Below are 25,573 nucleotides of genomic sequence, written 5' to 3'. Positions count from 1 at the left end.
TGCACATGCGACGAATTCAACATTTACCGCTAGCTATATGTTAGATCAAGTGTACCCTGGAATCGATGGATCGATCGCCTATGCGCATTGGAGTTTACATCTGTCACTGCGGGCTCAACATAGCCGCGACCCTCGATGTCGAGGAGCTGAGGAGGTTTGCAGAGACACTTCCGAATGTGGTCGTGGCCCGTGACATACAGTTCACATGCTCAGATGCAGGCCAGAACACCATCAAGAGCGATATAGCAGAGCTCAAGCTCGATGCGGTCGTCGTCGCGGCATGCTCTCCCCGGCTCCATGAGCCCACATTTCGAAGGACCATAACCGAGGCAGGGCTCAACCAGTACATGCTTGAGATGGCGAACATCAGGGAGCAGTGCTCCTGGGTCCACATGGACTCGCCGGCTCTTGCGACCCAGAAGGCGAAAGACCTCATAGCGATGGCCGTAGCCAAGGCATCTCTTCTCCGCCCGCTCGAGACTGAGAGCGTGCCCGTGAGCAGGGACGTGCTTGTGATCGGCGGAGGCGTCGCGGGGATCTCTGCTGCGCTCGATCTCGCGAATGCTGGTCTGCGGGTGTACCTGGTCGAGCGCAGGCCGACCATCGGCGGCTACATGGCTCTCCTCACAGATGTATTCCCCACGAATGATTGCTCAATCTGTGTCCTCGCGCCGAAGATGGCCGAGGTCTATGCGAATCCCATGATAAAGCTCATGACGTATTCAGAGATACTCGCGATCGAGGGTACCGTCGGGCACTTCAGGGTGACAGGGGTCACGAAACCAAGGTACGTGGATCCGACGCTGTGCAAGGGCTGCATAAATGAGTGTTCAAGCGCATGCCCCGTCGAGGTTCCGAACGAGTACGATTTCGGTCTTGGAAAGAGGAAGGCCATCTACATGGCGATCCCACAGTCTGTGCCGCTTGTGGCATGCATAGACACAAACGCATGCATCGGCTGCGGTCTCTGCGCCGAGGCATGCCCTGCGGACGCTGTGAAGTATGATCAGCAAGCTGAAGAGTTCAAGCTGGACGTCGGCGCGATAGTAGTTGCCACAGGATGGCAGCCGTTCGATGCATCCAGGAAGGAGGAGTACGGCTTCGGAAGGTACAGGGATGTCGTGACCACGCTCCAGATAGAGAGAATGCTGAACGCGGCTGGCCCCACAAGAGGTGATATCGTAAGGCCATCCACAGGAGAGATCGTGAGATCCGTTGCATTCATACAGTGCGTGGGATCGAGGGATCAGACCGTGGGGAACCCCTACTGCTCAAGGATATGCTGCATGGCATCCCTGAAGAACGCGCAGCTCATCAAGGAGAGGTACCCGGATGCGGATGTCTCGATACACTACATAGACATAAGGGCTGGAGGCGAGGGGTACGAGGAGTTCTATCTGCGTGCGCAGAGGCTCGGCATAAACTTCATTCGCGGGCGCGTCTCCTCTGTGGAGGAGGGCGAGGATGGTCTCTATGTCCACTACGAGGACACACTTCTCGGGAAGACCCTCATGAAAAGATACGATCTCGTTGTGCTCTCAACCGGCCTTGAGGCGAACAGCGATGCTGATGTCGTGGGTAATTTGCTGGGATTATCGAGAAGGCCTGACAGGTTCTTCGAGATCGCTCATCCGAAGATGCGTCCTGTGGAAGCTCACATAGATGGCGTTTTCATAGCAGGATGCGCATCAGGGCCGAAGGAGATACAGGTCTCGATTGCCCAGGGGAGCGCTGCAGCATCGAAGGCGATGCAGCTGCTCTTCAAAGGTGAAATTGAGCTGGATCCAACTGTCGCGTTCGTCGACCGGGACAAATGCATAGGCTGCAGGCTCTGTGTCGATACCTGCCCGAGCAGGGCGATAAGCGTGAAGGACACAGCCTTCGTTGATGAGGCAAGATGCAAGGGATGCGGCACATGTGCCGCAGCATGCCCTGTAGATGCGATAGAGATGCGTCTCTTCTCGGACGAGCAGATACTCGCCCAGATCAGGGCTGCCACCACTGTGAAGGGCGAGTATCCGTTCATACTTGGGTTCCTGTGCAACTGGTGCAGTTACGCCGGAGCAGATCTCGCAGGCACGTCCAGAATACAGTATCCGACGAATATCCGCATAATAAGAGTGATGTGCGCAGGCAGGGTCGATCCGAGTTTTGTGCTTGAGGCGCTCAGGCGCGGCGCTGATGGCGTTCTCATAGCAGGATGTCGCATAGGGGAATGCCATTACGTGAGCGGAAATCTGCATGCGCTCCAGCGCGTGGAGGTCCTCAGGGGTCTCCTGAAGGAGATCGGAATCGATCCGAGGCGGCTCAAGGTAGCATGGTGTGCGGCAAGTGAGGGAGATATACTTGCGAGAAGGATCGAGGAGTTCGTCGAGGAGCTGAAGGATCTCGGCCCGGTCGGGACAGAGCTTGCGGCCGCGCTGCCATCGGGGAAGGTCTAAGCATGCTGGAAATAGAGAAGGATATGGAAGTAGAGGGCTCTCACATAATATGCAGGCAGAGGAGCGGGGATATCACAAAGATCCTGGACTACGATTACAAGATCTGCAACGGGTGCGCCATCTGCGTATCACTCTGCCCGACCAAGGCCCTGCAGTCAGGCCCTATCCTGGAGATAGCAACAGGCCTGGATGCCCCGCCAGTGCTGATAGATCTGGATGCATGCGTCTTCTGCGGGATGTGCGCGAACTTCTGTCCTGTGAACGCGTACAGGTTCACTGTAAACGATGTTGATATAAAGACCGATGACCGGTACCCGCGGCTTCTCAGGAAGGCAGAGCCGAACGAGAGGTGCCTGCCATGCACATTATGCGAGCCTGTGTGCCCGACTGAGGCGATAACCGTTGTGTTTAACAAAACCAGAGAGGACTTCGGGCCTCTCAGAGAGGGCATTGAGGGAGAGATCTCTGTCGACAGAGAAAAATGCAACCTCTGCGGGATATGCGCCAGGTTCTGCAAGGCGTTTGTGCTTCTCGAAAGGGAGAAGGATCCGAGGGATCTCAGACCATATGAGCAGCTTCTCATAGATGAGGATCTCTGCGACTACTGCGGGCTGTGCGTGGGCATATGCCCTGAGGAGGCGATATCTGTAAAGGGGGATCCCCTTGATGCAACCCTTGATCTCAAAGGGAGCATTGATGTGGATCAGGAGAGATGCATCGGATGCGGCAGGTGCGCTATAGTCTGCCCGTACGAGGCGATGGATGTCATCAGGCCTTTTGAGGGTGAGATCAGGCTTGTAAGAGATCGCCTGGCGAAATGCGATCCGGTTGGATGTCACGGCTGCTTCAATGTCTGTCCCGCAGATTGCTGGTACGTCGATGACCAGGGCAGAATCGGAGTCGTAGAGGATCAGTGCATCCTCTGCGGAGCCTGCTCCAGGGCATGCCACCTCTTCGGTATAGACGTGACAAGGACGAAGGTCTCTCACACCCCGATAAAGGAGACGCCTTGGGCCTCAGAGTGGCGGGATGCGATAAACGCGATACTCACAGGCGAGAAGAGAAGATATGATGTATCAGGAACGTTGATGCCTCCGGCTGTCGAGAGACCGCCACCGCCGAAGATAGAAGCGCCACCGCGCGATCCGGAGCTTCTCAGGCGGATCGATGAGGCTCTTGCGAGAATAGACGAGGCGATGAGGAAGCCGAAGGTCAGGTACCTCTGGGAGAGGGCGCCTGTCGAGGAGGCGCGGAGAAAGATCGCATCCAGGATTGCTCAGGAGGGGGCCTGATGGATGGAGAGGGGTTCACAGAGGAGGTAATCAAGCTCGCGGGCGAGGAGATCAGGACCTGCATCCAGTGCGGCACATGCTCATCGAGCTGCTCCACAGCCCATCTGATGGACAATAGCATACGAAAGCTGATCAGGCTGGTTCTTGAGGGAAGAAAGAGAGAGGCGCTTGCCAGCGAATCCATATGGCTATGCACATCATGTCTCTTATGCACGGTCAGATGCCCCAGGGGGATAAGGCCGAAGGCGGTTGTCTCCGCATTGAGGAATATCTGCGAGCGTGAGGGGATCAGCAGCAGAGATGCATCCTTTGAAAGAGTCTTCATGGATCAGATCAGGAGCAGGGGCAGGGTATCCGAAGTTCTGCTCTCGGCTGCATACGCGCTCAGGAATCCGGATGCAGCGGTTCCGATAATGGAGATGGGTATAGAGCTCCTCAGCAGAGGCAAGGTATCGCTGGATCCAGGAATGGTAAAGGGCATGGATGAGATCCAGCGCATCTTCAGGGAGTTTGAGAATGAGTGAGATCGCATACTACCCTGGCTGCGTATCGAAGGCGACAGGGCGCGAATACGATATCTCCACCAGATCAGTTGCAAGGGCGCTTGGAATCGAGCTGATCGAGCTGGAGGACTGGAGCTGCTGCGGAGCAACACACGTGTCAAACGAGACGATCTCCGTCGCTCTGGCTGCCAGGAATCTCACACAGAGCGAGCTGCCGGTCATGTCAACATGCTCCATATGCTACAGCAACCTCCGCACAGCGATTCGCCGGCTCGAGGATAACGGCCTGCGCACGCGCGTGAACTCTGTTCTGGAGAGAGAATACAAAGGCGCGAAGGTCATGCATGTTGTTGAGATGCTCTCTGAACATCTCCCGAACGTAAAGCTCCCAGTAAAGCTAAGCGGTCTCAAGGTCTCGCCATACTACGGCTGCCTTCTCACCAGACCCGGAAACGGTATCGACAGCCCGGAGCATCCAGAGGTGCTTGAGAAACTGGTCAGGATGCTGGGCGCTGAGCCTGTTGAGTCGCCGCTCAAGATGCTCTGCTGTGGCGGCCCCATATTCATGCCCAGAGAGGGGGCGGCACTGGAGAGCGCATATCACGTACTCATGAGCGCGAAGCGGGCTGGCGCTGATGCGATCATGGCAGTGTGCCCGCTCTGTCATCTCATGCTGGATGCGAAGCAGGGCGCGATCGAACGGCGATATGGTGTTGATCTCAGGATTCCCGTGCTCTACGTCACACAGCTTGCCGGCATCGCACTCGGGCTGGGTCCTGACGAGCTAGCCCTGGAGATGAACAGCATCTCCCCTCTGCCACTCCTTGAAAGGGTGTATCAGAGCGTGACAGCGGATTGAATGCCACCCCCATAAGAGCGGCGGGATCTCTGCCCCATCGATTTATCTCTTCACGCAGACGAGGTGCGTCAGCCACTTCTTCTGAGGAGGTTCCCGCTTTCCATGCACCCAATCAGTTTACATGGACACGGGCCGAATTGCTTATCGATCCCGTATCGCAAAATGCCCATCCGGAGAGGCCCAGTGGCTACGGAAAAAGCATTTATACTTGTTTTGTTTTTAAGTTTCCTGGTCCGTTCCTTATCATCGTGGAGGATTGAAGGATTTGACAACTGTTTATGATGTGCCTCCAGCTGATCTGATAAACGCGGTTGCTGAGGAGCTGAAGGCGAGCGGCAAGATCACGCCGCCTGCATGGGCCGCGTATGTGAAGACTGGAGTGCATACGGAGATGCCACCCAGCAATGCTGACTGGTGGTACGTGAGATGTGCATCGGTACTCCGCCATGTCTATGTCGACGGGCCAGTGGGCGTGTCCAGGCTCAGGACGCACTACGGTGGAAAGACCAAGAACCGGGTGGTCACAGGCAGGACGGTCAAGGGAAGCGGCTCTATTATCAGAGAAGCGCTGCAGCAACTTGAAAAGGCAGGATACGTCAAGAAGCAGAAGGACGGCAGACATATTACCCCTGAGGGACAGGCCTTTCTGGACAATATCGCCCACAAGGTCAAGATGAGACTGGTGGAGAAGATCCCCGAACTGGCGAGGTATTGAGACATGGACGATGAGCTGGCAGATCTGAGACGCAAGAAGCTTGAGGAGCTGCAGAGACGGCAGCTTGAATCCCAGCTGTATGCAGCGCAGCAGGAGCAGATGCAGCAGGAGCTCGAGGCCAAGAAACAGGCGATACTCAGGGCCATACTCACGCCCGAGGCCAGAGAGCGGCTGAGCAGCATCCGCATGACGAGGCCTGAGTTTGTAGCTCAGATAGAGGCCCAGCTTATCATGCTCGCCCAGAGCGGGCGCATAAGGTCAGCGATAACAGATGAGCAGCTGAAGGCCATACTCAAACAGGCCCAGCCGAAGAAGAGGGATATCAAGATCCGGCGGATTTGAGTATGAAGGTAACCACTCTGTTCAGCGGTGGGAAGGATAGCGGGCTTACCGCGATACTGCTTGAGCCGTTCTTCGATGAGATCGAGCTTGTGACGTTCAGCTTCGGGCAGGACAGGGCATGGGAGGTGGCTGCAAGGGCAGCTAGGGCTATAGGCCATCCCCATCGGGTCGAGATCCTGGACGAGGAGGTTCTGGAGACAGGCCTTGAGATGCTCCGGAGGGATGGGTACCCAAACAATGCCCTTAACTACGTCCACATGTGCGCTGTCGAGCTCCTCGCGGAGAGCTGCGAGTATGTCGCAGACGGCACACGCAGGGACGATAGAGCTCCGGTCATGACCGCAAGCTCCATAAGGAGCCTGGAGGACAGGCACAGGATGCACTATCTAAGACCGCTCGCAGGTTGGGGCTGGAGGGCTATAAACGAGATGGCCAGCAGGTACCTCGAGTTCGAGGTGCTGCCAAGCGACAGGTATCCGGCCTCTGATTTTGAGGTCGGCCTGAGATATGCGCTCGCAGAGCGGTACGGCCAGAGCGAGGTCGACAGGATATTCCCTGCAAATCACACGCATTCCAGAGTTGTTCGGAGGAAGTTGTTTTGAGCAAGAAGATGAAGCCGAAGAAGATACGGCTTGCCAAGGCTCTTAGGCAGAACCAGAGGGTGCCTCTCTGGGTCATAATGAAGACGAAGCGGAGGGTTGTGTCACACCCGAAGAGGCGCCACTGGAGAAGGAGCTCGTTGGAGTGAGCGTTTATGGTGGTTGAGCAGATATACACAGTTCCACTGAGGCATGTCAAGCGTGTGCCGAGGTGGAGAAGGGCGAAAAGGGCGGTCTCAGAGCTGAAGAGCTATCTCTCCAGGCACATGAAGGCCCCGCTGGATAAGATCAGTATAGATAACACCCTGAATGAGATGATCTGGGCCAGGAGCAATGAGAAGCCCCCCTGCAGGATCAGGGTTAAGGCGGTAAAATCCGACGATGGCAGAGTTGAGGCGGAGTTCGCAGGTGGCAGATAGACGCACACAGGTCGCTGGAAGCTCCCTCCTGGGGGTATTTGCCAGGTGCACCGAGTCGCTCGTGCTGGTGCCGCCGGAGGCGAGCGAGCGGAGCGTGGAGATGCTCAGCGCAGGCCTGGATGTTGAACCAGTGGTCACCGTCATCGGCAGCAGCTCTGTGCTCGGCTCTCTGATATGCGCGAATTCCGAGGGGTTCGTGGTAACGAGATATGCCACAGACGACGAGATCAGGGTGCTCGAGGAGCATGGCAGGGTTGCAAGGCTGCCGGGGAAGATAACCGCTGCTGGAAATGTTATACTGGCAAATGATAATGCTGCGCTCGTCCATCCCGGTCTCAGCGACATCGCATGTGAGATCATCTCAGAGACACTTGGTGTTGTTGTGCGCAGGGGCACCATAGGTGGGCTGAAGACCGTCGGAATGACGGCTGTAGTAACTAACAAGGGCATACTGGCGCATCCGAGGATATCTGCAGATGAGATAAAGGTGCTTGAGGATCTCTTCGGGCTTCCAGTCGATGTCGGCACGGTAAACTTCGGCTCTCCGCTCGTCGGCTCCGGGCTGCTGGCGAATAGTCGGGGCTACATGGCAGGTCTCGAGACAACAGGCCCAGAGCTTGGCAGGATTGAGGATGCTCTCGGATTTCTGGAGTGATTGATATGGGTAAATATATCGTAACCGGTCGTTATAAGGCCAGCTTCATCGGCAATGTATGGCAGAAGTTCACCAAGGTTCTGGATTGCCCGAATGAGAGGGTCGCCATCGAGTGGGCATACTCTCTGATGGGGAGCAAGCATGGCCTGAAGCGCAACCTGATAAAAATCGATGAGGTGAGGGCTGGTGAGTGGTAAGCCACAGTCGCCTGAAAACCAGGCGCGCCAGCTCATAGTCGCATACCAGCAGTACCAGGCGGAGGCAGAATCTCTCGTGAGAGAGCTGGGCCTCATACAGATGACAGCAGAGGGGCTTGATAAAGCCATAAGCGCCATAGGGGCCCTCTCCAAGGCGGCTGAGGGGCAGGAGATGCTGGTCCCGATCGGCTCTGGATCGTTCGCCTATGCAAAGCTCTCCTCAGCCGACAGGGTCGTGGTTAACGTTGGCGGTGGCGTCTCCATAGAGAAGCCGGCTGAAGAGGCGATGGAGATGCTCAGGGCCAGGAGAAGCGCCATATCCGAGAGCTCGAAGAAGATAAACGAGGCGCTGGCTAAGATCGAGCAGGAGATGGCCAGGATCCAGGCTGCGCTTGAGAGGCTTGAAAGAGAGCTGCAGAAACAGGGTGGGAGCGAAGGGTTTGTTCAATAAGCTCAAGGAGAAGCTCACGGGCTTCAAGGAATCCTTAACGAACAGGATCCTGGAGAAGGCTGCGGGAAGCATACCGATAATAGACAACAAATCGGAGACTGCTGCAGCACATCAGCCAGCGCAGCAGGTTGCGAAACCAGCGTCGCCGGAGCTTTCCGTAAAGGCCCCATCAGAGAACAGATCAGCAGCCGCGCAGGTGCCACAGGCTGGGACAGTTCATGAGGCCGTTCGGCCTCCCAAGATATCGCTCGTCGATAAGGCCAAGTCCCTGATCCTCGAGAGAGAGGTCATTATCGACGAGAGAGATCTCGAGGAGCCCCTGTGGGGTCTGGAGATGGCGCTTCTCGAGAGCGATGTCGCGCTGCCTGTCGCAGAGGAGATCGTGAGCTCCGTGAAGAGCTCGCTGGTGGGGAGCAAAAAGAAGATCGGCTCTGATACAGGCGATCTGGTCGAGAGCGCGCTCCGGGCGGCACTTCTCAAGGTATTATCAAAGAACGTATTCGACTTCGATGAGTTCATAAAGAATACCCCAAAGCCCGTTAAGATCCTGTTCGTGGGGGTCAACGGCACGGGCAAGACCACAAGCATAGCGAAGGTAGCCAGGTATCTCAAAGAGAGAGGATACTCTGTGGTTCTTGCGGCCGGCGATACATTCAGGGCAGGGGCGATAGAGCAGCTCGAGACCCATGGACAGCGCCTGGATCTCAAGGTCATAAAGCACAAGACAGGCGGGGATCCGGCTGCCGTCATATTCGATGCCATCGAGTATGCGAAGGCCCATAAGAAGGATGTCGTGCTTGCAGACACTGCCGGCAGGCTTCACACGAACATAAACCTCATGGACCAGATGAAGAAGATCGTGAGGGTGACGAAGCCTGACATGCTCATATTCGTGGACGAGGCGATCGCCGGAAATGACGCGGTCGAGAGGGCCAGGCTCTTCAACGAGTCTGTTCCCATCACGGGCACCATACTGACGAAGACGGATGCGGATGCGAAGGGCGGATCCGCGATATCTATCGCACATGTCACAGGAAAGCCCATCATATTCCTGGGCGTGGGCCAGGACTACCCGGACCTCGTCAAGTTCGATCCTGTATGGCTCGTGGACCGGCTGCTTGGCGAGTGAGCGCCGGACTTCTGTAAAGGATCGCATCTTTCACACGTCTTTTTTCTGCTCCGGTCGTTCTGCTTCCAAGCGCAACCAGAGACCCTCTGTGCAATATCCAAGCTGTATGTCCTTCTTTGAGACGGGAAAATCGGTAACAACCGGCAACCTCTGAAGCGCATGATTTGTAATAGGGGATGCGCGGCGGCAACATCATATAGCCGCCCCGCTGCTCCGCTGGTCTGGTGTGGGTTGTGATCTCAGTGCCATTATCCCACCGGCGATCAGTATGAGTCCTGCGATGATCCAGAAAGCAGATGTCGTCACGAAGCCGAGTATTCCGCTGAGAAGCATCAGTGCGCCTCCGGCTCTGTGGTTGTGCGTCACGAGCGCACCACCCACGATGCCGATGATACCGAACAGTATGGCACCAAATCCCAGAACGGTCACCGTCTCAGCGCCCTCCGCGCCAACCGCGCCGCCAATGCCTCCTATGAACATGACGATTATTCCGGTCAGTATTCCGAACAGTCCTCCCACAATACCCAAAGCAAGCTCAGCATTTCTGCTCATAGATCCACCACCTTATTTAGGCCCTGGTCTCTCAAGGCCAGGGCATTCTAAAAAGGCGCAGAACCGATGCTGCAAAAACCGCCCTGGCATCCACCCACATCCCGACGGGAAGAGAGCGATATCGATTGTGGAGCCTTGGTGACGGTTGGAGTTGATTGTTGCGATCCCTTTCGGGTTTTCCAAAAGAGGTTTATCGTGCGGGGCCTGTGGAGATTTTATCTGACTTGCAGATGCGCACCTCGACGGCTCCGCATCCCCTCGCCACAGCGCTTCCGATGCCGCTGAACTCAGCGAATCTCGATAGAGCCAGTATCCCATTTCTCACGTCATCAGGCGCATCGTCCGTGAATGTGTAGATGCATCTGCCTGTGAATCCAGGCCTCAGGATCGGTCTGTGATGGCCCTTTTTCCTATCGAATACTGTGTTCACCATCGCGCTGTGAGTTTCATATGATACCGGCCGTTCGATGATGAACCTGGCCATCTCGTCCCTCTCGATATCCATCTTGAATCCATCCGGGCACGATGAGTTCCATTTGGCCAGCAGGGATGAGAAGACAGCCTCACGGTGAGGGAACATCTCGCAGACACCGCTGTTCCTGTACTGTATGCATGTGGGCGAGATGAACCTGATATCCACGCCAGGGTCCTCGTGATCGCATGAAGGCGAAAGCAGCTCCGCGAAGCTTGAGGCCGATGTGCTGACCCTCTCGACCTGGAGCTCGCCCTTCTCCAGCACGAGACGCCTCTCCTGGAGGACCAGCTGTCTCACTATGGATGAGAAAAGCTCGCTCTCCCTGGAATCAACTATGCCGATCTTCATTGAGTAGCTGCATGCTGGATCGAGCTTCTTGTGCCTCGGACGATCTCCAGGCATGAAGGCGCCGCGCAATGGGCTCAGCGATAGATTGCTCAGAGGGGAATCATGTGCGTGCGTTGCAACATCCTTATCTTCTTGTCTTATTATGTTGAGGAGCGCAGAATACAGCTGATATCCTTCACTCGATGGCACCTCGAATGTGTCCACGGGTCTTGCTATCAGTGTTATCTTATGAGGCATTGATGAAAAATCAGTTGTACAAGGATTTAAACCTGTCGATAATTGCATTGATATCTTTAATTTGAAATCGTATGGCTTCAAATCCCATAAATTGCAACAAAAAAGCATTTATGCATAAACTTCTAGCTAAATGCGATGAAGACATACGTCTCCCCATTAGGCTTCGATTCTTCCCAGCTGATCTCTCTGATAGTGAAGTACGGTATAGAAGGGGGTGACAGGATCGTCCTGGTGCGTCCTGCGGATGAGAGGGACAAGCGCGGCGAGCTTGCAGTCCAGGCGATCAGGGATCTATCCATCCAGATCGACAGTTCGATTGATCTTCAGATTCACAGGGTTGATCACCGGGATTTTGAGGGCATGGTGCTCTCCCTCAGAGACCTGCTCAGGAGCTCAGAGGGCAAACTCATAGTGAACCTCTCAGGCGGTCCGAGGGAGATATTTCTGGCCTTCACGATCGCCTGCCTCTGCGTCAGCGACAGGATCTACAAGGCGACGAACTTCAGCGATATAGATCGATCCCTCAAGGAGATCGAGCTACCGAACATCAAGGCCTCTCTTGATGAAAGGTATCTAAGGATTCTGAAAGATGTAGAGGAGCATCAGCCGACAAACATAATGGATATAGCAAAGCGCCTCAACATATCTGAAAGCTCCGTATCCAGACAGGTCGCAACTCTGGCAGAACTCAAGGCGGTGGATGTAACACAAAGGGGCAAGACGAAGGAGGTAAGGATAACAATCACCGGAAAGCTCTTTCTGTGAGAATTTCTACGTTTCAATCCCTATCTTTCAATCCCTATCGGGTTTTCTCACTCGTTGCGACCTCATCTCCGCATTCAAGTCTGCAATGGGCGGGTTTCAATCCCTATCGGGTTTTCTCACTCGTTGCGACTGTGAGGAAGAGTATTACGGATGGCGGAATCACGAGTTTCAATCCCTATCGGGTTTTCTCACTCGTTGCGACACCTCAGAGCCAGCCAGAAAGTATGCCCGCGTGAGCAGGTTTCAATCCCTATCGGGTTTTCTCACTCGTTGCGACCCCTTCTCAGCATCGTACTTCCATGAATCCATCAATATGTTTCAATCCCTATCGGGTTTTCTCACTCGTTGCGACTGTATAGAGATGACGCATACTACCAGTATGCGTCAGGGTTTCAATCCCTATCGGGTTTTCTCACTCGTTGCGACTTTGCTCCGCTGGCTGGAGCATGCCGGCCTCCGGAGTCGGTTTCAATCCCTATCGGGTTTTCTCACTCGTTGCGACATGCGAGTAAGGACCAGAGATGGATTTATTGAAAATTTTGTTTCAATCCCTATCGGGTTTTCTCACTCGTTGCGACACCTATGCCTGCAGGAGCACTTCCACGGAATCCGGGAGTTTCAATCCCTATCGGGTTTTCTCACTCGTTGCGACGGGATTGTCGTACAGCCGCGCGGGGATGAATATTGGACGTTTCAATCCCTATCGGGTTTTCTCACTCGTTGCGACCCCTGGAGTCCATGATAACCATACTTGAACGGGGACAGGTTTCAATCCCTATCGGGTTTTCTCACTCGTTGCGACGAAAGATGCAGATACGGATAATTCGATTCATGCAATGCGTTTCAATCCCTATCGGGTTTTCTCACTCGTTGCGACCCATGCGAAGTCGGCTCCTGGCGAGTCGTTGTTCGAGTTTCAATCCCTATCGGGTTTTCTCACTCGTTGCGACCGAGTATCTCATAGTAATCCTTCTGAGCCATCTCACTCGTTTCAATCCCTATCGGGTTTTCTCACTCGTTGCGACGAGCTGGGCGCGGATTATCCATCAAACGAGCTTGTCTTGTTTCAATCCCTATCGGGTTTTCTCACTCGTTGCGACAATCGAATGGCATGGGTATGCAGTCCGGATTACGTCGAGTTTCAATCCCTATCGGGTTTTCTCACTCGTTGCGACTTCACTTCGATTTTATTTTCTCCTCCGAGATATTTGTTTCAATCCCTATCGGGTTTTCTCACTCGTTGCGACTTTGGAAAAAGTTGATATGATCCTCGACGAAATTAAATTGTTTCAATCCCTATCGGGTTTTCTCACTCGTTGCGACTGGTGAGTGATCTCAAAGATGAGTTAGAAAGTTATAGTTTCAATCCCTATCGGGTTTTCTCACTCGTTGCGACACCAACTCCCGCTGGTACTCAGGAATACCACATCAGTTTCAATCCCTATCGGGTTTTCTCACTCGTTGCGACTGTTTGTATGATTTCTAATTGTATGTGAGCTGATTGGTTTCAATCCCTATCGGGTTTTCTCACTCGTTGCGACATCAGCTCCCTCTGTAAGGAGCTGATGCAAAATGAGATGCGTTTCAATCCCTATCGGGTTTTCTCACTCGTTGCGACTTTTCCGAGGCGGGGTTCCGCCTCGAGACTCGCCCAAGTTTCAATCCCTATCGGGTTTTCTCACTCGTTGCGACTATATGTATATCTCAATAATATGCATAATCATATCATAGTTTCAATCCCTATCGGGTTTTCTCACTCGTTGCGACTGTGTATGCGGTAATCAAAGCGCGGTGACATGTATAGTTTCAATCCCTATCGGGTTTTCTCACTCGTTGCGACGTTATGATGTCCGGCCGCGGGCACGTAATATCTTTTGCGTTTCAATCCCTATCGGGTTTTCTCACTCGTTGCGACTATATAACTTGGAGGCAAGATATGAAGATAATTCGCCTGGTTTCAATCCCTATCGGGTTTTCTCACTCGTTGCGACACCCTGGTAATCAGCTATAGGCACGAGTACATCATATGGTTTCAATCCCTATCGGGTTTTCTCACTCGTTGCGACCTCTTCAGGCCGGACAGCGCTACGATTTTGAGATAATAGTTTCAATCCCTATCGGGTTTTCTCACTCGTTGCGACATCGCGAAAGCTCAGGATGCCGTTGAGGAAGTCGTTAAGTTTCAATCCCTATCGGGTTTTCTCACTCGTTGCGACCCCGAGATCTGACGCACCTCCTGACTTCAAAACATCCAGTTTCAATCCCTATCGGGTTTTCTCACTCGTTGCGACACCTCAATTGAGTAGCGGCTTCCGTTCCAGAAATACCCGTTTCAATCCCTATCGGGTTTTCTCACTCGTTGCGACGGGGTTTGGAGATCATTGAATGAGAAGAGAAATATTTGTTTCAATCCCTATCGGGTTTTCTCACTCGTTGCGACTTTAGATGAACGTAATAACATCCGATGGATTTATTGGTTTCAATCCCTATCGGGTTTTCTCACTCGTTGCGACGAATAAAAACTTTGATGAGGTTGATCTAGATGGAATAGTTTCAATCCCTATCGGGTTTTCTCACTCGTTGCGACACAACTCCACCGGTAACCGTTGCACCAACCGCCGCAGTTTCAATCCCTATCGGGTTTTCTCACTCGTTGCGACGATTTATCCCATTTAATCGTTACCTTTGTCATACCAGGTTTCAATCCCTATCGGGTTTTCTCACTCGTTGCGACACATCTGGGGATATTCATTATCACGATGCGGAGTATTTGTTTCAATCCCTATCGGGTTTTCTCACTCGTTGCGACGTGCATGTTGGAGTAACATTCTTCGATCCACCAGTAGGTTTCAATCCCTATCGGGTTTTCTCACTCGTTGCGACAACTGTATAAAATTATTGATGAGATCAAGGAAACTCTTGGTTTCAATCCCTATCGGGTTTTCTCACTCGTTGCGACAATGTATTCCGGACCGGCTTTATCCATTTTGAATGTTGTTTCAATCCCTATCGGGTTTTCTCACTCGTTGCGACACAACGAGATCCCTGTGATATTCTCCAGCGACTACTACAGAGTTTCAATCCCTATCGGGTTTTCTCACTCGTTGCGACTTTTGGGGTCTGGAGATTTGCCATTCCCAAGGGGTTGTTTCAATCCCTATCGGGTTTTCTCACTCGTTGCGACTTCGTCGTCGCCGACGAATGGCTCCCCGTTGGCCTTCCGGTTTCAATCCCTATCGGGTTTTCTCACTCGTTGCGACAAGACTGTGAAGGGTGATCTCAAGACTGCTTTAATGGTTTCAATCCCTATCGGGTTTTCTCACTCGTTGCGACTCGAGATATGCTCGAATTGTCCTGAGTTTCCGACGAATAGTTTCAATCCCTATCGGGTTTTCTCACTCGTTGCGACGATAAGGCATTGGTCAGTCGGATTGTGCGCGATGGAGCTGTTTCAATCCCTATCGGGTTTTCTCACTCGTTGCGACATCCTGAACCGTGCCCGTCATTGTCGGAATTCCAAAACAGTTTCAATCCCTATCGGGTTTTCTCACTCGTTGCGACGTTCACATGCTGCGCTGATAACTGCGAAGACAGACAGGTTTCAATCCCTATCGGGTTTTCTCACTCGTTGCGACCTTGTTGCAAGGCGAATCCCGATGAAAAGGGAACTGAGTTTCAATCCCTATCGGGTTTTCTCACTCGTTGCGACGAGCGAGGTAGCAATGGGCGCATGGGTGAAGAGGGTTAGTTTCAATCCCTATCGGGTTTTCTCACTCGTTGCGACATTGAACAGAATTTTATAGTGCTCCAGTCGGGATTCGGTTTCAATCCCTATCGGGTTTTCTCACTCGTTGCGACTCGAACTTCGAAACCTCTCCGCAATTGTGGCATTTAGTTTCAATCCCTATCGGGTTTTCTCACTCGTTGCGACTCAGTGAATCGTATAACATATCCCAGGTCATCCTCCAGTTTCAATCCCTATCGGGTTTTCTCACTCGTTGCGACATTGATTCTAAGCGGTCTCCATGCTCCGGTGGTAGGTTTCAATCCCTATCGGGTTTTCTCACTCGTTGCGACAAATCACGAATGACACAGATCGTCTGAAGAATCTTAGTTTCAATCCCTATCGGGTTTTCTCACTCGTTGCGACTTCCTTCGTGCCACCTCCACATTGTCGTGTCATCGAAGTTTCAATCCCTATCGGGTTTTCTCACTCGTTGCGACGATGTCCGAGCGGTCCGTGGAGGTCAAATTCTCGATCAGTTTCAATCCCTATCGGGTTTTCTCACTCGTTGCGACCCAGATCCACCATGAGCTCTCCCGCGACATCCAGCGCAGTTTCAATCCCTATCGGGTTTTCTCACTCGTTGCGACCCAGCAGAACCCCACAAATCTTACATCTCCGTTCAGTTTCAATCCCTATCGGGTTTTCTCACTCGTTGCGACGGCATAGCTGAAATGGTTCTTTTTCGACTTAAAGCTTTCTGAGAGCATTGATTTCGACCTTAAAATCTTGAACCTCTTGCGTACACAGCCTTTAAAAAGATTCAGGAAAGCTCAAATCACGTTCGATTTTCTTGTAGGGGATTTCTCGCCGATCTCGACTATGGCACCAACACAGCGTTCGCACAGCTCATATATGCGTACCTTGTCCCCTGGTTTGATCACTGATTTGATCTTGGCTTCCATCTCAAGGCGCTGAACATCGCTGATCTCGAGCTCGAAGACACTGTACTGCTTCCAGGCACCATAACTTTCAAGTATCCTGAACACCCTGGTACGTATACGATTATCGCTGATATCGTAAGTAACAGCCAGCCTCATTTTTTGAACTCCAGCGGATGATACTCCTTCATCTCTCCGGTTATCGCTTTACGGAGCAAGATCGCCTGCATGCGCACAGCCTTTCTTCTTGTAACAGTGTAATCGAATCTCGGGTGCCTGAACTCTTCCTGCATGTATTCGTCAAACTTCCCCAGATATGTTTTGAAAGCGTATTCCTTGAGATGATTGTTCACCTGGAAATCCTCATGCTTCAGGACACCCCTGTTGATGAGACGCAGCGTGAAGGCATCGCAGAAGATCGGCCTGAACTCCTCCAGGAGATCGAGCGCTAGCGCCGGCCTTCCGTGTCGGTCAGCATGCAGGATACCCAGAAAGGGGTCCAGATTGTACTGCCGCAAGGCGCTCAGCACCTCGTTCTTAATCATGCTGTACGTCAGAGAGAGAAGTGCATTCATATGGTCAGCCGGCGGCCTCCGGCTCCTCCGCTCGAAGCTCCAGTCCTGTGGAACACAACGTTTGAGTATACCAAAATATATCTCCGCAGCCTCGCCCTCCAGCCCTCTGAGCTCATCAAGATCGTTAGCATCCGCAACCCTGTCCTCCAGTTCCCCCAGCCTGTCATCCGATGCCCCTCTCCTGTAGAGCATTGTCCTAGAGTTTCTTATCTTGGCCCGGATGATCACGCTCGCTATTCTCAGGCGGTCGGCCTCCGAGAGAGCATACTGCCTCCGCCGCACTTCTGCTATCGTGTTTCTCTCTGGGACAAAGCTCCCCCGATAATGACCATTCTGTGTGAAATAGTTGAGCACGATTCCGTGCTCGTTTGCTCTGGCGACGAATGGAGTTGTGAAGTTGATGTTCCCGAATATGTTTATCGTGTCAACCTGACCCATCGGAAAGGACGCAATCTCGCCCTCATCTTTAGAGTATACAACTATCCTTCCACCATCCACGCCAACCTGGGCGCCCTGTTTGGTGATGTAAACAACGCTGTTCTCTAAGAGCCCCTCTCCTGCCTTGGGCATCATACTCCCTCCAGAATCTCGGTCTCTTCGGGCATGCAGTACTGAGATGTGCTGCACTTTTCGCATTTGTTTCTGTTCTCGACAAACCCCGGGATGCGGTCGATGCTCATGCTCCTTATCGCATTGACCACCTGAATCACCCTCGACCTGTGATCGTCTGTTATCTTGATAGCATATCGTTCGTTATTTCCGAAGAGATAGATGTAGCCGAGACGAACCGGTCTATCAAGGAACTCCTCCAGCAGCATGCAGTATGCAGCGAGCTGGATCACATCATTCTCATGATACGACGTGCCTCTCTTTCGCTCTATGGGGGTCAGAACCTCACCTCTGCTGAGGACATTCTTCACTTCTATGACGTCGATCTTGCCATGCATTCCCAGCCGCTCGGATCTCAGATACAGCTCCTTTATCCAACCTCCTCTTCTCGACTGCATCTCGTGCTTTATCTGTCCATCCTTCAGGTAATAGTTCATCTCGATGGTATCGAAATAATTGATATAGTAGTATCTTCTCGGACAGTAAAGATACTGATTGATATCACCGACGTTTACGAGCTCATCTTCCTGCATGCTCTTCTCTCAGAAGACAGTCTATGTACAGGGCGTCGTGGCCGAATGCCACGCTTCTCCCTCCCGAGTATGGATAGAGGTAGAAGAAATCCCCGAGATTGAACTTTGCCTTGAGATACGAAGTGCTCTGATTGATCAGTCGGGCGAAGATTCTGTACTCTCCCAGTGTGTTATTGAGATATGCGATAGACGGGATGCCCGGCTCGACCTCAGCCTTGAATCCAGATACCAGCCGTGGTTTTCTGAGATGCTCTGGAGTGCTGAACATGATGTCTTTATAATGAGCGTTACCGGATCCTTTAAAGATGACTTTTCTGGTGCCGTCTATCGTTCCCCTGTACCAACAAAAACCTGCAGCAAACCGCTTCATCGATTCGTATTTCTCTCTGACGCCAAACTCGTATTCATCTCCGTACAGCGACCTGAGTTTCGCAACAAAGCGATGTGGTGTCAGGAACTCCACATCACCTCGCCTTAGGAGATACATGAGGTCGTAGAGCTTCAGCTGCTTATCGGAGACATCGAACAGCAGCGCCTGGAAGCGCGATCCGCGATAGCTCAGCAGCCCCTCCTTGAGGCCCTCCGACTCGCTCCTGAGCATCTCGAACGTCTCACAATCGATCTCGCCATCAAGAAAATGCATCTCCATTATGCGCAGAGTCCGTATCCACTCATCGCCCCGAATCGCATCTGGCATACCCTTGGCATGATGCTCCTCGCCGAGATAGTCCCTCCACGTATTGCCGTCGATCCTGGCACTGAGATAGAGAAACGCCTCCAGCGGCGAGTATATCTTTGAGTAAGATGAGAGATCCAGGCTGGAATCGATCACCTTCCCGGCCTCTTTTACGAGCTCCTCCCTTGTAAGAGACCTTCTGCCTTTCAGGTGATCGTAAAACGCATGCGGAACGAAGCAGATTGCCTCGCAGACCGCGCTCTCGGGTTTGTTCCTGAGGCGACCTATTCTCTGAATCATCTGGCTCTTTGTGTATCCGGAGAAGACGAGTCTGTCCACATCGAAATCTATGCCCACCTCTACTGAGGAGTTCGAGACCAGCACATCAAACCTCTCCAGCTTCTCAGGGGTTGGAGGGTGAAGCCCATCGATTCTCTCCACAACAAAATCCTGCAGCCGGTCCCTCAGAACGCTGAAAATCTCATCCACCTCGTAGATACCATCAAGTATGAAGACCGTCCTCGCCCTTCTCCCATCATCCATCGGCCTCTGACAGAAATCAACAAAGTAGTCGATATCCTCTTTGATGAGCTCGTATGTCCTGAATATCCCACCGCATCGGAGCTCGAGCCTGATCTTTGGAAGAACGGGATGGCCTGAAGAACATGAGAGGGGTGTGCTCATGTCCTTCAGAATATCGACCTTCAATCCAGCCTGCTTTGCCCTCTGAATTATCTTCTGATTCGGAGTGGCGCTGAGAAACACGAATTTCCTTAGACTGCTCCTTCTATCGTCGCAGATCTCGTGAGCCATGAAGAGAAGCATATCGCTCTGCTTCACTGAGGCAAGATGGAACTCGTCCACCACCAGAATATCGACGCTTCGGATCGACTCACGTAAATCATTATCATAGTATGCGTCCTTGAGCGCGAGTGTGAGTATGTCCGGATTTGTCAGTAGTACGAGCCCCCGCCCACGCCCCTTTCTGATTATACGATTGAGAAGCTGCCCCTTTCGAAGACCGCTCTCATCCGGATACAGCTTTCTCTCATCAGCCAGAAGATCGCTGGTGACTGCCTGCACGTGGTAATCTTCAGGATCATAGTATCTCTCGATCATCCGCCTGATCTGCATGCTCTGATCCATCACCAGCGCATTCGTGGGATAAACAGCGATTGCCTTCATCCTCGAATCCAGGACAGGTTTCAACCACGATACCGTCTTTCCTGAACCTGTGGGGCTGTGATTGAAGAGAAACAGCATGTCCTCCTCTTTTATCAGCCTCTCGCTCTCCACCTGATGCATAAAAGGCTTCATGCCGCTCAGATAGCTGGAACCCGTCCGAGCCAGGCGCAAACCATCTAGATCTATGATATAACTGGATCTCTCCTCACCGGACATCTGGTTACCCTCATCTCCTGTTCTTCAGGAACTCAAGCCTATATGGGAGCACCACATCTCCTCTGCCTGCATCAGGGATCCTGACATATCTTCCCTTGTACCTTGCCTGGATTACGAGCGGCACTGGTCGCATTCTGACCGAGATGAGATCTCCGATCGGCACACCCTCATAGTCATATATGCCGAATGGATGGTTGGATAGAAACTCGCCCTCTCCAATCTCGCACTTGACGATCCTCGTTGTGACTCTGGCCTTGGAGCGTTTCTTTCCCAGACGGATGTATCTCGGGATCTCCAGGGATCCAACATCGCCCTCGTAGAGAAGTATGTAGGCGGTGAAGAGGTTCTGCTGATCCAGAACCCTTTCCCTCCCAAACTTTGGTATGTTCTTGCCCTTGCTGGGATCTTCCTGTGCGCTCCAGTTCTTCACCGCGTACCTGTGCGGCCTTGCATTCCACGAACCCATAGAATGGCCGCCGACGTGCACGTCAGCTCTGGAAAAACCCCAGACGCGTCTCGTGTACTCCTCAGCTGGCTCAGGCCTGGCCGGTGTGATATACAGTTTACTGTAGATCCTGGATGTATCCTCGATGTAAGAGGGGCGATTCCCCTTGTTCACATACCTCCCGGAGGTAAATCCAAGTGCGTAGTACAGCGCGGTGTTCAGTATGTAGTCACCAGCGTCAACGAGATCGCCCACCTCCCTGGAGGCATAGAGCGTGCGGTCCATAGTCTCTATGGTGCACTCCACCGCCGGGAAGCTCTCGCTCATCGCACTCACCCGCCCTTACTTCCCTTGGAGTTAACGCTGCTGAAAAACTTTGAGGCCTTCTCCTTCTGTATCTCCAGAGCCTCCTTTACAATATCCGCAGATATGGCGCTCACAAGCTTGTCCGCGTTATCAAGATGCTCGATGTCCATCTCTTTGATATTCTCATCGAACACTTTTTTTGTGAGATCCTTGATAACCTCGACATCAAGAGTGGGGCTGTACAGGACCTTTCTCAGGCGATCAGTGGTGATACCCCCATCAACGGCTGCCAGCCTTCTCGCTATCTCCTGTGAGATGTACAGGTTCGCCGGCCCCTCCTCTATCCCGTAGTATATCCCGAGTATGTGGTTCTCGACTCTTCCAATCCTGGAGGTCGCTGCGCCGTATCTCTTGTTCATCTTCGTCACACCCAGCACGAAGACAAGCTCCTCGAATGTCGCGTCTCTCAGTGTCACGACACATGGGAACAGCGTTCCTGGCATGATAAAGTCCGGCTCTCTTATTGCAGTCGTCGCGCCCTTTGCAAATGCATCCCCAGGGGCGTTCTGGAATTTCTCCTCAACAAGGACGCTGGAATCCCTGATCGAATATGCTGTATCATACATAACCCTGGACGTCACCGAGATCGCCTCTTCGCCGGCCGCGCTCCCGTAGAGGATCGACTCCGGGGAGTCCTGCTTCATCTCGTTGACGCTCATGGTATCATCTATCCCAAGCAGGTTCCTCTGCAGCTCCTTGCCCTTCCTGCGATCGCTTCCTGTCTGCTTTCTCTTGAACATCATCACCGGCGAGTACTCCACGAACCCATCTTCCGCATGTATTCCAACATTTGCTATATCTGCATCCTGTCCGTTGGTTGTGAAGATCGCGCTGGACTGGAGCTCCCTGAGCAGCAGGATGTGAACATAATGAGCGCTCGGCTCATTTGTCAGCTCATCCACAAGCCCCTCAGCCATGCTCTTTCCGAATTTGTCTTTCAGCTCCTCGTAGTTCATACAGATTCCTCCATATTCTTTAAATCCTCAGCATTCTTATTTTTCCAGTATCTCCTTCGTATATTCAATGTTGCAGAATAGTATCCGTCAGCTAAGTTGTTCGCCAGTTTCTTCAGCCTTCCAGGCCTTCCATCGCAGATGCCATTAAGTATCTCCTCCACGAAGTGCTGGGCAAACCTGTCCGCCTTTTCGTCGAGGCCCTTCCTCTCAGGCACGAACGCCTGATCGTCCCCCATGCGCTCGATTGCCTTCTGTATCTTTCCGGAAACAGCTGCCATGTAGTCATGCTTGGAGAGTGGCATCCCTTGGAGTTCTGTTACAGCCTTCACAGCCTCCCGAAACAGACGTTCGACCGCGTACGGCTTGTAACCCTTCGGCTGTGCGATATCGAATCCGAGCTCTGCAAGATGACAGATCCTGTCGGACACATCCATATTAATCACATCCCTTTTACTTTATCAAGAAAGATCGCCTCATCGATCAGATTTCTGACCTTCGCCTCGCCCTCATCCGCATCCCGATACACCATCTTGAGAAGATACGAGCCAGGAAGCGGCTCATCCCTGAATACCCTAAGATATTTCGGAAAAAGCGAGTCCTCCAGCTTCGAGCCATAGCCGAGGCGTATGAGAGCGCTTGCGGCCTTGATGCGAAACTCCATCTGCGACAGTGGTATCATCTTTTTGTAAAAACCCGTCACATGGGAGTCAACGGAGTCAAGGGCCACGAACTCCCTAAAATCCCTTCCGCGCACAGTTGTTATGGGCGAGTGGCTTACAACAACCCGCATGCCGGTGTAGGCTGCCAGGATCAGGGCGAGATATGTGCCGAAGAAATGAAACTCTGTTGTGTTCCCAGAGGGTTTGTAGAAGACCATGCAAGGATTTCCGATCATGTCAAAACTCTGCGCCATGTACTGCATCATATTCCTGCTCTTCTCCCGGGAAGCAAGCTCCTCGATCCACGACTCATAAAAATCGGTTTTCAGATCCGATGATCCCCCAACGTACTTCGATTTGAAGATCTTATCTGCAAGAGCCGCCATCCGCACTCCATTCTCCCCGGAGAACATGCTCAGAATGCTGTGAGCGATCTCCCACGATTCAGGAGTGAAGAAGTAATCCGGAATCATGTGTAAGTAGAGCATATCCTCATTAGCTCTCCTGGAGATCTCGCAACCGTTCTGCCTGAGCACCAGCTCAACACCGCATGGGACGCATGCATATATGTTATCGGGCTTGGTCTTTCCTGCAAAAATCCTGTTGCTGAAGTTGAATTTCAGCATGGAGACTGTAATCGGCAATTTCATCTCATCCTGTCTCAGCAGGGTTCCGCTGTTGCAGAGGTTGCATATCCTTCCGCTTCCGCCTCTTTGGTACTCCCTGTATGGATCACTCAGGTCGGATCCGCTCGATACTGATATCGTTCCGTTTACAGACAGCGTCTCATGGATGTATGCCGCGATCTCCTCTCTGTATGTGCTTGTCTTTTCTGAGATGAAGGCGTCCCACCCCTCAGTGGATTTTAAGGCACCCCATATCCTCTCGAAGAGAATATCGGCGGCGCGCGCTGGCTCCATGTTTTTGATCTTCACGCCGTCGCTTTCAGCATCCATAACGCACCTGGCTATGGCGTAAGCATACTCCCACTTACCTCCGCTCGTCAGTTCGCCGGATGGGATGCTGAGAAGCCTTCTCTTCACATCCTCAGTAACGCCCCAGGCGTCGCAGCTCCATGCGAGCGCCTCTGTGTTATCCTTGATGATCTCCGAGACGATTTTATGGACTGCGTGGATCGCTCTAGCATACTCCACAACGATCCTGCCATCCTGATCTGAGAGCTCCACGTCGATGTCTGCTGCCCTCAGCGCCCTCCCAATGTTTTCGAGCATCTGCTTGGATAGCTTGGTTTTTACACTGCGCGCAGATACGGTTGCCTTCTCAATATACGCACGTAAAACCCTATCCGGTCCGCTGAAGAAATAATATTTATCATCCAATCGGTAGCAGTTCAAGTTCCCCTGCACATCCACATTCTTGACGATAGATCCAACCTCAGAGAGCGCCGGAGTCGAATCCTGTATGTTCTTCTCAAGCCGGTGGTATATGCGTTCAACAAGCTCATCAGAGATGGACGCTCTCCGATTCCCCTTTCCGAGATAGACGCACCCATCCTGATACGTCATCAGCATCACGAGCCCGCTTTCCTCAAGCACCTCAGCGATAGATTTGTTCAGAAGACCTGTGAGAATCCCCTTGACGTCGTCAAGCCTGTGATACTGAAGGTTCAGCTGTTTCTCAGCCGCATCCTGAGGAAAGCCGTCACGCAGGGCCCTGAGGGCTCTGGGAGATGCCGCCTCCTCGGGGGAGGAGCAGCTGGCCATTGTGTCCATGAGGTACAGAAACGGCTCGAGGTCCATGAACCGTGAGGTTCTCGCTCCTGGTCTTGAGAACCTGCTTTTGTGAAGTGCCACAACCACAGAGTAGTAATCGTCGTCCCTCAACTCACGAGCGAACTCGCTGAGGTGCATCTCCTCGACATACTTTTTGACTACATCTTCCGGTATATCGAACTCATTCTCCATGCTGTTCTTTTGACTGTCCCCATCCATCTCTCCATAGTCCAGTTTGTGAAGGTCATGTACCACAAAAAGGGCTATACACTCCCTGAGCCCGGCCTCATCGAGTGCTCTCACACCGAGCCTCTTGAGGGCATCATTGAAGCGAAGCAGGAAGAAAACCCCATTCCGGATGTGGTTGAGCATGCTCTGATCCGTCTTTCCGAACTCGACACTTTTTGCAGGCCTGAAGCACATACCAGTTCTGACAAGATTTATGTCCACAATCCTGAAGTAGTTCTCCAGAACCCTGGAATTGATATCCTCAGAGACCTCCCCTCGTCTTTTCAACAACGACCGCTTCTCAGGGTCTCTGAGCAAATCCTGAAGAGCATCCGATACCATATCAGCATCTCCTCACTTACAGCGATTTGATCGATCCGATACCATCAGCGACATTCGTATCCGTGGCAGGCCTCAGATGCATCGCAAACTGAGAGCAACCACAGTAAATCGAACATTACATACCATATAAACCTGTCGATTATTGCAATAATTTCTTTTTTTTGGTAATTGGACGTAACATTCTCTTTAAAGTGCAAGAATCCGTCCGAAAACGACAAAGGCTATGGCACATGTGTCCGAATCTCCGGAGAAGCAAGTTCCGGAAACATAAACCAGATGCAGTCGACTTTTCATTTTTCCTGCAAGGTTATCGACCATCTTATCGACTGCCGACTAACAGGAATGATACAAAGCTATAAATGTGGATAAAATTTTCCACTTAAATTCAGAAAGATGATCTCAAATG

General features: G+C 52.4%; 24 protein-coding genes and 1 CRISPR repeat array. Of the genes, 14 read left to right on the top strand and 10 right to left on the bottom strand.

Features of this window, described 5'->3' with window-relative positions:
• Nucleotides 1-80: 80 nt before the first annotated feature.
• The 13 genes from hdrA2 to ftsY all read left to right on the top strand — a co-directional run bounded on the left by hdrA2 (nucleotide 81) and on the right by ftsY (nucleotide 9,602).
• Entirely contained in the window at nucleotides 81-2,441 is a 2,361-nt protein-coding gene (gene hdrA2 / locus MTHE_RS08260) for a CoB-CoM heterodisulfide reductase HdrA2 (RefSeq protein ID WP_175266092.1), read from the top strand.
• 2 nt (nucleotides 2,442-2,443) lie between these two features.
• Complete coding sequence (locus tag MTHE_RS08255) at nucleotides 2,444-3,733, top strand: 4Fe-4S binding protein (protein WP_011696724.1); 1,290 nt, start codon at nucleotides 2,444-2,446, stop codon at nucleotides 3,731-3,733.
• Complete coding sequence (locus tag MTHE_RS08250) at nucleotides 3,733-4,257, top strand: 4Fe-4S dicluster domain-containing protein (protein WP_011696723.1); 525 nt, start codon at nucleotides 3,733-3,735, stop codon at nucleotides 4,255-4,257. The genes MTHE_RS08255 and MTHE_RS08250 overlap by 1 nt, the downstream gene beginning before the upstream one ends.
• Nucleotides 4,250-5,095: a CoB--CoM heterodisulfide reductase iron-sulfur subunit B family protein gene (locus MTHE_RS08245; protein WP_011696722.1), complete on the top strand. Its 846-nt coding sequence runs from the start codon at nucleotides 4,250-4,252 to the stop codon at nucleotides 5,093-5,095. Before MTHE_RS08250 ends, MTHE_RS08245 begins: the two co-directional genes overlap by 8 nt.
• A 265-nt stretch (nucleotides 5,096-5,360) precedes the next feature.
• Nucleotides 5,361-5,810 carry a 30S ribosomal protein S19e gene (locus MTHE_RS08240; protein ID WP_011696721.1) on the top strand — a complete coding sequence of 150 codons (450 nt, stop codon included), beginning with the start codon at nucleotides 5,361-5,363 and terminating at the stop codon, nucleotides 5,808-5,810.
• Nucleotides 5,811-5,813: 3 nt separating this feature from the next.
• Nucleotides 5,814-6,152 carry a DNA-binding protein gene (locus MTHE_RS08235; RefSeq protein WP_011696720.1) on the top strand — a complete coding sequence of 113 codons (339 nt, stop codon included), beginning with the start codon at nucleotides 5,814-5,816 and terminating at the stop codon, nucleotides 6,150-6,152.
• Nucleotides 6,153-6,154: 2 nt separating this feature from the next.
• On the top strand, nucleotides 6,155-6,754 hold the full coding sequence (locus tag MTHE_RS08230) for a DUF7411 family protein (protein WP_011696719.1): 600 nt from the start codon (nucleotides 6,155-6,157) through the stop codon (nucleotides 6,752-6,754).
• 8 nt (nucleotides 6,755-6,762) lie between these two features.
• Entirely contained in the window at nucleotides 6,763-6,900 is a 138-nt protein-coding gene (locus tag MTHE_RS08225) for a 50S ribosomal protein L39e (RefSeq protein ID WP_175266091.1), read from the top strand.
• 6 nt (nucleotides 6,901-6,906) lie between these two features.
• Nucleotides 6,907-7,170, top strand: coding sequence for a 50S ribosomal protein L31e (locus MTHE_RS08220; protein WP_011696717.1), 264 nt, complete (start codon nucleotides 6,907-6,909; stop codon nucleotides 7,168-7,170).
• Nucleotides 7,160-7,825 (top strand): translation initiation factor IF-6, encoded by a 666-nt coding sequence (locus MTHE_RS08215; protein ID WP_011696716.1) that lies wholly within the window; start codon nucleotides 7,160-7,162, stop codon nucleotides 7,823-7,825. Before MTHE_RS08220 ends, MTHE_RS08215 begins: the two co-directional genes overlap by 11 nt.
• Nucleotides 7,826-7,830: 5 nt before the next feature.
• Nucleotides 7,831-8,022: a 50S ribosomal protein L18Ae gene (gene rpl18a / locus MTHE_RS08210; protein ID WP_011696715.1), complete on the top strand. Its 192-nt coding sequence runs from the start codon at nucleotides 7,831-7,833 to the stop codon at nucleotides 8,020-8,022.
• The gene (gene pfdA / locus MTHE_RS08205) at nucleotides 8,012-8,473 is read left to right on the top strand and encodes a prefoldin subunit alpha (RefSeq protein ID WP_011696714.1); all 462 of its coding nucleotides are present in this window, start codon (nucleotides 8,012-8,014) and stop codon (nucleotides 8,471-8,473) included. The genes rpl18a and pfdA overlap by 11 nt, the downstream gene beginning before the upstream one ends.
• A complete protein-coding gene (gene ftsY / locus MTHE_RS08200; protein WP_011696713.1) occupies nucleotides 8,463-9,602 on the top strand; it encodes a signal recognition particle-docking protein FtsY in 1,140 nt (379 codons plus the stop codon). The genes pfdA and ftsY overlap by 11 nt, the downstream gene beginning before the upstream one ends.
• Before the next feature lie 192 nt (nucleotides 9,603-9,794).
• On the opposite strand, the gene MTHE_RS08195 is transcribed toward ftsY, so the two are convergent.
• Together MTHE_RS08195 and cas6 are read right to left on the bottom strand one after the other, a co-directional pair.
• On the bottom strand, nucleotides 9,795-10,154 hold the full coding sequence (locus MTHE_RS08195; RefSeq protein ID WP_011696712.1) for a DUF4064 domain-containing protein: 360 nt from the start codon (nucleotides 10,152-10,154) through the stop codon (nucleotides 9,795-9,797).
• A 190-nt stretch (nucleotides 10,155-10,344) separates the two neighbouring features.
• A complete protein-coding gene (cas6, locus tag MTHE_RS08190; protein WP_175265937.1) occupies nucleotides 10,345-11,214 on the bottom strand; it encodes a CRISPR system precrRNA processing endoribonuclease RAMP protein Cas6 in 870 nt (289 codons plus the stop codon).
• Nucleotides 11,215-11,349: 135 nt separating this feature from the next.
• Between cas6 and csa3 the strand changes: the two genes are divergently transcribed.
• A complete protein-coding gene (gene csa3 / locus MTHE_RS08185) occupies nucleotides 11,350-11,979 on the top strand; it encodes a CRISPR-associated CARF protein Csa3 (protein WP_011696710.1) in 630 nt (209 codons plus the stop codon).
• Nucleotides 11,980-12,003: 24 nt separating this feature from the next.
• Nucleotides 12,004-16,425: a CRISPR direct-repeat array (repeat unit 37 nt; unit sequence GTTTCAATCCCTATCGGGTTTTCTCACTCGTTGCGAC).
• A gap of 111 nt (nucleotides 16,426-16,536) precedes the next feature.
• Here csa3 and cas2 read toward each other — a convergent pair.
• The 8 genes from cas2 to cas10d (MTHE_RS08145) are packed head-to-tail and all read right to left on the bottom strand — an operon-like array spanning nucleotide 16,537 to nucleotide 25,167.
• Nucleotides 16,537-16,803: a CRISPR-associated endonuclease Cas2 gene (gene cas2, locus MTHE_RS08180; RefSeq protein ID WP_011696709.1), complete on the bottom strand. Its 267-nt coding sequence runs from the start codon at nucleotides 16,801-16,803 to the stop codon at nucleotides 16,537-16,539.
• On the bottom strand, nucleotides 16,800-17,792 hold the full coding sequence (gene cas1d / locus MTHE_RS08175) for a type I-D CRISPR-associated endonuclease Cas1d (RefSeq protein ID WP_011696708.1): 993 nt from the start codon (nucleotides 17,790-17,792) through the stop codon (nucleotides 16,800-16,802). Before cas1d ends, cas2 begins: the two co-directional genes overlap by 4 nt.
• Nucleotides 17,789-18,361 carry a CRISPR-associated protein Cas4 gene (gene cas4, locus MTHE_RS08170; protein ID WP_011696707.1) on the bottom strand — a complete coding sequence of 191 codons (573 nt, stop codon included), beginning with the start codon at nucleotides 18,359-18,361 and terminating at the stop codon, nucleotides 17,789-17,791. Before cas4 ends, cas1d begins: the two co-directional genes overlap by 4 nt.
• Complete coding sequence (gene cas3 / locus MTHE_RS08165) at nucleotides 18,348-20,438, bottom strand: type I-D CRISPR-associated helicase Cas3' (protein ID WP_011696706.1); 2,091 nt, start codon at nucleotides 20,436-20,438, stop codon at nucleotides 18,348-18,350. Before cas3 ends, cas4 begins: the two co-directional genes overlap by 14 nt.
• 10 nt (nucleotides 20,439-20,448) lie before the next feature.
• Nucleotides 20,449-21,210, bottom strand: a complete 762-nt coding sequence (gene cas5d, locus MTHE_RS08160) for a type I-D CRISPR-associated protein Cas5/Csc1 (RefSeq protein ID WP_011696705.1) — start codon at nucleotides 21,208-21,210, stop codon at nucleotides 20,449-20,451.
• 5 nt (nucleotides 21,211-21,215) lie between these two features.
• Nucleotides 21,216-22,205: a type I-D CRISPR-associated protein Cas7/Csc2 gene (gene cas7d / locus MTHE_RS08155; RefSeq protein WP_011696704.1), complete on the bottom strand. Its 990-nt coding sequence runs from the start codon at nucleotides 22,203-22,205 to the stop codon at nucleotides 21,216-21,218.
• Entirely contained in the window at nucleotides 22,202-22,639 is a 438-nt protein-coding gene (gene cas10d, locus MTHE_RS09270; RefSeq protein WP_175265936.1) for a type I-D CRISPR-associated protein Cas10d/Csc3, read from the bottom strand. The genes cas7d and cas10d (MTHE_RS09270) overlap by 4 nt, the downstream gene beginning before the upstream one ends.
• A 5-nt stretch (nucleotides 22,640-22,644) precedes the next feature.
• Nucleotides 22,645-25,167: a type I-D CRISPR-associated protein Cas10d/Csc3 gene (gene cas10d, locus MTHE_RS08145; protein WP_175265935.1), complete on the bottom strand. Its 2,523-nt coding sequence runs from the start codon at nucleotides 25,165-25,167 to the stop codon at nucleotides 22,645-22,647.
• Nucleotides 25,168-25,573 lie beyond the last annotated feature (406 nt).

The sequence above is a fragment of the Methanothrix thermoacetophila PT genome (assembly GCF_000014945.1).
Classification (GTDB): domain Archaea; phylum Halobacteriota; class Methanosarcinia; order Methanotrichales; family Methanotrichaceae; genus Methanothrix_B; species Methanothrix_B thermoacetophila.
This window is presented reverse-complemented; position numbering and strand designations above follow the sequence as displayed.